This window comes from Agrococcus citreus, assembly GCF_039527715.1.
Taxonomy (GTDB): Bacteria; Actinomycetota; Actinomycetes; order Actinomycetales; family Microbacteriaceae; genus Agrococcus; species Agrococcus citreus.
In genome coordinates this window covers 97,697-103,888 of the sequence record NZ_BAAAKK010000002.1, presented here as the reverse complement: position 1 = coordinate 103,888, position 6,192 = coordinate 97,697, and the positions used below count along the sequence as shown (strand labels likewise).

Annotated in this window: 8 protein-coding genes; 4 read left to right on the top strand and 4 right to left on the bottom strand. The window is 73.4% G+C overall.

Annotation, left to right across the window (positions count from 1 at the left end):
* On the top strand, window positions 1–661 hold a 661-nt coding region (locus tag ABD106_RS05330; protein WP_343918127.1), incomplete at its 5' end, for an SbcC/MukB-like Walker B domain-containing protein.
* A gap of 10 nt (window positions 662–671) precedes the next feature.
* On the top strand, window positions 672–1,793 hold the full coding sequence (locus tag ABD106_RS05325) for an LOG family protein (RefSeq protein WP_343918125.1): 1,122 nt from the start codon (window positions 672–674) through the stop codon (window positions 1,791–1,793).
* Between the two features lie 6 nt (window positions 1,794–1,799).
* On the opposite strand, the gene ABD106_RS05320 is transcribed toward ABD106_RS05325, so the two are convergent.
* Window positions 1,800–2,492: a hypothetical protein gene (locus ABD106_RS05320; protein ID WP_343918123.1), complete on the bottom strand. Its 693-nt coding sequence runs from the start codon at window positions 2,490–2,492 to the stop codon at window positions 1,800–1,802.
* Window positions 2,493–2,530: 38 nt separating this feature from the next.
* On the opposite strand from ABD106_RS05320, the gene ABD106_RS05315 reads away from it, so the two are divergent.
* Complete coding sequence (locus tag ABD106_RS05315) at window positions 2,531–3,019, top strand: YflT domain-containing protein (protein ID WP_343918121.1); 489 nt, start codon at window positions 2,531–2,533, stop codon at window positions 3,017–3,019.
* Here the strand turns inward: ABD106_RS05315 and ABD106_RS05310 are convergent.
* Window positions 3,016–4,512, bottom strand: coding sequence for an MDR family MFS transporter (locus ABD106_RS05310; RefSeq protein WP_343918119.1), 1,497 nt, complete (start codon window positions 4,510–4,512; stop codon window positions 3,016–3,018). The genes ABD106_RS05315 and ABD106_RS05310 overlap by 4 nt on opposite strands.
* Before the next feature lie 95 nt (window positions 4,513–4,607).
* On the bottom strand, window positions 4,608–5,015 hold the full coding sequence (locus ABD106_RS05305) for a VOC family protein (protein WP_343918117.1): 408 nt from the start codon (window positions 5,013–5,015) through the stop codon (window positions 4,608–4,610).
* A 70-nt stretch (window positions 5,016–5,085) separates the two neighbouring features.
* Between ABD106_RS05305 and ABD106_RS05300 the strand changes: the two genes are divergently transcribed.
* Window positions 5,086–5,727: a TetR/AcrR family transcriptional regulator gene (locus tag ABD106_RS05300; RefSeq protein ID WP_343918115.1), complete on the top strand. Its 642-nt coding sequence runs from the start codon at window positions 5,086–5,088 to the stop codon at window positions 5,725–5,727.
* 166 nt (window positions 5,728–5,893) lie between these two features.
* Here ABD106_RS05300 and ABD106_RS05295 read toward each other — a convergent pair whose 3' ends face one another.
* The gene (locus tag ABD106_RS05295) at window positions 5,894–6,139 is read right to left on the bottom strand and encodes a hypothetical protein (RefSeq protein ID WP_343918113.1); all 246 of its coding nucleotides are present in this window, start codon (window positions 6,137–6,139) and stop codon (window positions 5,894–5,896) included.
* Between the last annotated feature and the right edge of the window lie 53 nt (window positions 6,140–6,192).

Below are 6,192 nucleotides of genomic sequence, written 5' to 3'. Positions count from 1 at the left end.
CGCCGACGCCGAGGCTGGTCAGCGCCGCCGGCTCGCGCTCGCCGATGCCGAGGCCGCGCGCACCGCCCTCGCGACCCTCGCGGAGGGCGCCGACCACGCGCTCGCGCTCCGCGGGCTCGCGGGCGCGCTCCGCGGCGAGAATCCCCGTCGGCAGGACATCGAGACGTACGTGCTCGCGACCCGGCTCGCCGCGATCGTCGATGCTGCGAACCTGCGGCTCGCGGGCATGACGGGCGGTCGCTTCTCGCTGCTCCACGACGAGTCGACCGCCTACCGCGGTCGGGCGAGCGGGCTCGGCCTGCTCGCGCTCGACGCGCACACGGGCAAGGCGCGCACGACCGAGTCGCTCTCGGGCGGCGAGACGTTCCTCGCGTCGCTCGCGCTCGCCCTCGGGCTCGCCGACGTCGTGCAGGCGGAGTCGGGCGGCGTCTCGCTCGAGACGCTGTTCGTCGACGAGGGGTTCGGCTCGCTCGACGCCGACACGCTCGAGCACGCGATGGCGGTGCTCGACGACCTGCGGGCGGGCGGGCGCAGCGTCGGCGTCATCAGCCACGTGCAGCAGATGCAGGAGCGCATCCCCGCCCGCATCCGCGTCGTCCCCGTGCCGGGCGGCGGCAGCCGGATCGAGGTCGCCCAGGGTGCGACGCCGACCGCTGGGTAGGCTCCCGCGCATGCACGACTTCGACGAGCGCCCGCAGCACGGCCGCCGCATCGACATCGGCTCGCTCGAGGCCTTCGACCGCTTCGCCGTGCGCGCGCACAGCATGCGCGGCTGGCGGATCCAGGACGTCGACCTGCGCGAGCGGGGCGAACAGCTCGAGCGGCTCGACGGCGAGGGCGCGCTGCTGCTCGGCGCCGAGCTGCCCGACGGCGCGCGCGAGCGGCTCGCCGAGCAGGGCGCGCTCATCTTCGCCGACGTGCCGGAGGTGCCGTTCAACGCGTACCGGTCGACGCTCTACGCGCCCGACGACCTCGTCGCCGGGCTCGAGGACGGCTACCCGTCGAGCTTCGACGCCCGCGTGTACGCCTGGTCGCGCACGCGGCACCACGACACCGCGCACACCCTCGCGGCAGCGCTGCACGACCACTCGATCGACGAGGCGCTCGCCGACTGGGTGCGGGGCCGCGCGATCGTCGGCATCATGGGCGGCCACGCGCTGCGCCGCGACTCCGCCGAGTACCGGCAGACCGCGCACCTCGCGCACGGCCTCGCTCGGATCGGCCGCGTCGTCGCGACGGGCGGCGGGCCCGGCGCGATGGAGGCGGGCAACCTCGGCGCCCGCGCGGTCGCCGTCTCGACCGACGAGCTCGACGCCGCGATCGACGAGCTCGCGGCCGTCCCCTCGTTCCAGGGCGCGATCCCCGAGTGGATCGCCTCCGCGCAGCGCGTCGCGGCGAGGGTCGGCGACGGCGTCTCGCTCGGCATCCCGACGTGGCACTACGGGCACGAGCCGCCCAACTCGTTCGCGACGTCGATCGCGAAGTACTTCCAGAACTCGGTGCGCGAGGACATCCTGCTGCGCGTCGCCAACGCGGGCGTCGTGGTGCTCCCGGGCGGGGGCGGCACCGTGCAGGAGATCTTCCAGGACGCGTGCGAGAACTCCTACGCCGAGGAGGGCGCGTGGGCACCGCTCGTGCTGCTCGGCGAGCGCTACTGGACCGAGACGATGCCCGCGTGGCCGCTGCTGCAGGCGGTCATGCGCGACCGGCCGGGAGCGGCCGGCATCGACCTCGTCGACACGCCGGCCGATGCGGTGGCACGCATCGCGGCGTTCGAGGTCGCCGACGAGTGACGGCCGTCAGGCCTCGAGCTCGCCTGCGATCCGCCGCTCGAGGTCGTCGGTCGTCGCCTCCGGCAGCGCGATGAGCCCGTCGAGCTCGCGGCGCGCCTGCTTGTAGGCGCTCTGCCGCTCCGCCGCGGTCGACGCCTCGCTCTCGGCGAGCGCCATGAGCCGCTGCGCCGACTGCAGCCGCCGTCGCTCGGGCTCGCTGAAGCCCGATTGCGCGCGCCGCTTCGCCTCGCGCACGGCTGCCTCGAAGGCGACCTCGTAGTCACGCACCGCCTCGCGGTACCGCTCGAGCGCGCCGGCGGGCCGCAGCGCATCCGGCGACTCCGGCCGCAGCCCGTCGGCGACGCGCTTGGCCCGGTGGAAGGTCTGGGTGAGCGGCTCGCGCATGTCGGTGACGAGCGGGTAGTCGATGAGCTTCGCGACGTCGAGCTCGTACCCGAGCCAGCGACGGTCGGTGTCGTCGTGGTCGGCGAGGATGCGCTCGATCTGGCGGTCGCGGTCGGCGAGGTCGACCTCGGCGGGCGTCGGCGGGGGCGCCGCGACGGGGACCATCGGCGCGCGGCGGATGCGCTCGAGCTCGATGCGGTCGCGCCGGCGCTTCTCGTTGTACTTGGCGACGCCGCCGAACCATCCGCCGACGATCGGGCCGACGATGAAGGCGAGCCACCAGTAGTTGCCGGCGAACTGCAGGATCTCATCCACCCTGGCACCGTACCGGCGTCGGTGCGAGGATCGACGGCATGACGCAGCTGAACCCCATGCAGGGCGGCACGGAGCCCCTGCGCTCGCAGCCGACGCCGCCATCGACGACGATCGCCGAGTTCGACACCTACGAGGAGGCGCAGGCGCTCGTCGATCGGCTCGCCGATGCGAGGTTCGCCGTCGAGCACGTGCGCATCATCGGCACCGGCATCACGACCGTCGAGCAGGTGCTCGGCCGGATGACCTACGGCCGCGCGGCCCTCTCGGGCGGGCTCGGCGGCGCGTGGTTCGGGCTGTTCATCGGGCTGCTGTTCGGGCTCATCATCGCCGACTCGTGGAGCTGGGTGCTCTGGGCGATCCTGATGGGCGCGGCGTTCGGCATCATCGCGGGCGTCGCGCAGCACGCCATGACGGGCGGCAAGCGCGACTTCGCGAGCGTCAAGGGCATCCAGGCGGCCCGCTACGGCGTGCAGGTCACGAACGAGCACGCCGCCGAGGCCGTGCGCATCATGGGCCAGGCGCGCTAGGCGGCAGCGCCCGCCTGCTCGACGTGCTCGCGCTCGTCGGGCACGACATCCGCGGGCTTCCGCAGCCACAGGGTCGCGACGACGCCGACCGTCCAGAGCGCCGCGGCGCCCATGAACGCGATGCGCGCGCCCTCGAGGAGCGCCTCGCCCGAGGCGACGCCCTCGGCGACGAGCTGCGCCTGCCGGGTCGCCATGATCGTCACGAACGCGGCGGTGCCCGCCGCGCCCGCGACCTGCTGCACCGTGCTCAGCACGGCCGAGCCGTGCCCGTACAGGTGCTTCGGCAGCGCGCCGAGCGAGACGGTGAACAGCGGCGGGAACGTGAACGCGAAGCCGAGGCTCAGCGTCACCTGCATCGCGAGCACGACGTACCAGGGCGTCGAGATGTGCAGCTGCGTGTAGAGCACGAGCGCCGTGAGGATGACGAGGGCGCCGGGGATGACGAGCGGCCTCGGCCCGAAGCGGTCGTAGAGCCGGCCGACCACGGGGCCGAGCAGTCCGGTGAGCAGGGCGCCGGGCAGCGTGATGAGGCCGACCTGGACGGGCTCGAGCCCCATCGAGTCCTGCAGGATGAGCGGCAGCATGATGAGCGTGCCGAACATCGCGGCCATCGCGAGCCCCATCACGACCACCGCGGCGGTGAAGAGCGGGTGCCGGAAGGTGCGGAGGTCGAGCAGCGCGTCGTCGGTGCGCTGCAGGCGGCGCTGCCGCAGGATGAAGAGCGCGAGCGACACGACGCCGACGCCGAGCGCGGTCGGCAGCTGCCAGGCGGGCAGGTCGGCCGCACCGATGAGCGAGAGGCCGTACACGAGACCGCCGAAGCCGAGGCCGGCGAGCGGGATCGAGACGACGTCGAGGTGCGGCGGGTGCTTCGCGGTGCCGCGCTTGAGGCTGCGCGCACCGACGACGAGCATCACGAGCGCGAGCGGCGCGACGCCGAGGAAGATCCAGCGCCACGACGCGAACTGCAGGATCGTGCCGGAGAGGGTCGGGCCGAGCGCGGGCGCGACCGACATGACGAGCGAGATCGTGCCCATGAAGGCGCCGCGCCGGGCGGGCGGCACGAGCTGCATAACGGTGGTCATGAGCAGCGGGAAGACGACCGCGGTGCCGGACGCCTGCACCACGCGCCCGAGCAGCAGCAGCGGGAACGACGGAGCGACGCCGGCGAGCACGGTGCCGACGACGAAGGCGGTCATCGCGGCGACGAACAGGGTGCGCGTCGTGAACCGCGCCATGAGCCAGCCGGTGATGGGGATGACGATCGCCATCGTGAGCAGGAAGGCGGTCGTGAGCCACTGCGCTGCGCGCTCGTCGATGTCGAGCACCGGGTCGGCGACGAGCGTCGAGATGGCGACGTTCATGGCCGTCTCGTTGAGGATGACGACGAATGCCGACACCAGCAGCGTGGCGATGATGACGGCGCCGCCCGCCGGGAGGCGCTCGGGGGCGGGGCGCGCGGTCGCGCGCGTGGGCTGGGTGTCGATCTGCATGGGTTCCGTCTCGCGTGTGATGCGTCAAGGCAACGCGGACCGGGCGCGCGCATTCCCGCGAGGTCCGCGCGCCGGTGCGTGGGAGGCGGGGCAGGTCAGGCCTGCGGCGCCTCCATGTGGAAGAAGTCGATGATGTGGCCGTCGGGATCGGTGAGCTGGCCGCCGTACATGCCCCACTCGTTGTCCTCCACCGGCTTCGAGAGCATACCGCCTGCGCCGGCGCCCGCAGCCGCGAACGCGTCGACCTCCTCGCGGCTGCCGAGCAGCAGCGCGAGCAGGTTCTCGAGCGTGCCCTCGGGAGCGCGGCGCTGGTCGCCGACGAGGAACTCGTCGAACTTCGCGTGCTCGAGCAGCATGATCGCGACCTGCTCGGTGAGCACCATGCAGCTCGTCGTCTCGTCGCTGAAGACAGGGTTCTTCTCGAAGCCGAGCGCCTCGTAGAAGGCGGTCGACCGAGCGACGTCGGCGACCGCGTGGTTCGGGAACACCATCTGGACTGCCATGACCGCTCCTCGCGCACCTCGTTGTGAACGGCGTTCACATTAGTGCCGCGCCACGGTAGCGTCAAGGGCGATGGCACGATCGGGCTACTTCCACGGCGATCTGCGTCGGGCGCTCCTCGACGCCGGCGTCGACGCCGCACGCGCATCCGGACCCGAGGCGCTGAGCCTGCGCGAGCTCGCGCGCATCGTCGAGGTCGCGCCCTCGGCCGTCTACCGGCACTTCGAGAGCCGGGAGCAGCTCGTGTCGGCGCTCGTGCTGCGCACCCTCGGCATGGTGGCCGACGCGATGGAGGACGAGATCGCCGCCGTCCCGCCCGCGGAGGGCAGGACGTGGGCCGACGGCGTGCTCGGCGCGGTGGGCATCGGCTACCTGCGGTTCGCGTGGCGCGAGCCCGGGCTCTTCCAGCTCGCGTTCCGCGCGCACCGCGACCTCGACTCGGCGCACGACCCCGACGCGCGCGGCGCGAGCGGCCGAACGCCGTACGAGCAGCTCGAGCGCGCGCTCGACACGCTGCAGGATGCCGGCGCCCTGAGCGCCGCGGATCGGCCCGGCGCCGAGGCGCTCGCGTGGTCGGCGGTGCACGGCTTCGCGATGCTCACGGTCGACGGTCCGCTCCGCTCGCTCGACGAGGGCTCTCGCGAGCATCTCGCGGCGCGGGTGGTGGAGATGGTGCGGCTGGGGCTCGAGGCCGCGAAGCCGGACGCGCCATGAGCGTGCGCGAGTACCGGGACGCGCTGCTCGCCTTCGGGCCGCACGACGGCGCCCACCGGGTCGCGATCCGCGCGACGATCAGCACGCTCGTGCCGCTGCTCGTGCTGCTCGCCCTCGGCCACAGCGAGTGGTCGGCGTGGGCCGCGTTCGGCGCCTTCACCGCGCTCTACGGCCGCAACCGCGTGCAGCTGCCGCGCGTCGTCATGCAGTCGACCGCCGCCGTCGTGATGGTCGTCGCGGTCGGGCTCGGCTCGCTCGTCGCGACGCTGCCGTCACCCGCGTGGCCGATGATCGTCGGCGGCGCCCTCTTCGCCGCGGTCGTCTCGACGGTCTCGGATGCCGAGGACTGGCATCCGCCCGGCCCGCTGTTCGCGCTCTTCGCCTTCAGCGGCTCCGCCTCCATCCCCGACATGTCGATCGCCGACGCGGGCGTCGCGACCGCGGTGCCACCGCATCCGCCCTCTT

Excerpts from the sequence above, each read along its gene's own strand:
- ABD106_RS05325 (WP_343918125.1), top strand. The coding sequence starts at position 672 with ATGCACGACTTCGACGAGCGCCCGCAGCACGGCCGCCGCATCGACATC.
- ABD106_RS05310 (WP_343918119.1), bottom strand. The coding sequence starts at position 4,512 with ATGCAGATCGACACCCAGCCCACGCGCGCGACCGCGCGCCCCGCCCCC.
- ABD106_RS05300 (WP_343918115.1), top strand. The coding sequence starts at position 5,086 with ATGGCACGATCGGGCTACTTCCACGGCGATCTGCGTCGGGCGCTCCTC.
- ABD106_RS05305 (WP_343918117.1), bottom strand. The coding sequence starts at position 5,015 with ATGGCAGTCCAGATGGTGTTCCCGAACCACGCGGTCGCCGACGTCGCT.
- ABD106_RS05295 (WP_343918113.1), bottom strand. The coding sequence starts at position 6,139 with ATGTCGGGGATGGAGGCGGAGCCGCTGAAGGCGAAGAGCGCGAACAGC.
- ABD106_RS05315 (WP_343918121.1), top strand. The coding sequence starts at position 2,531 with ATGACGCAGCTGAACCCCATGCAGGGCGGCACGGAGCCCCTGCGCTCG.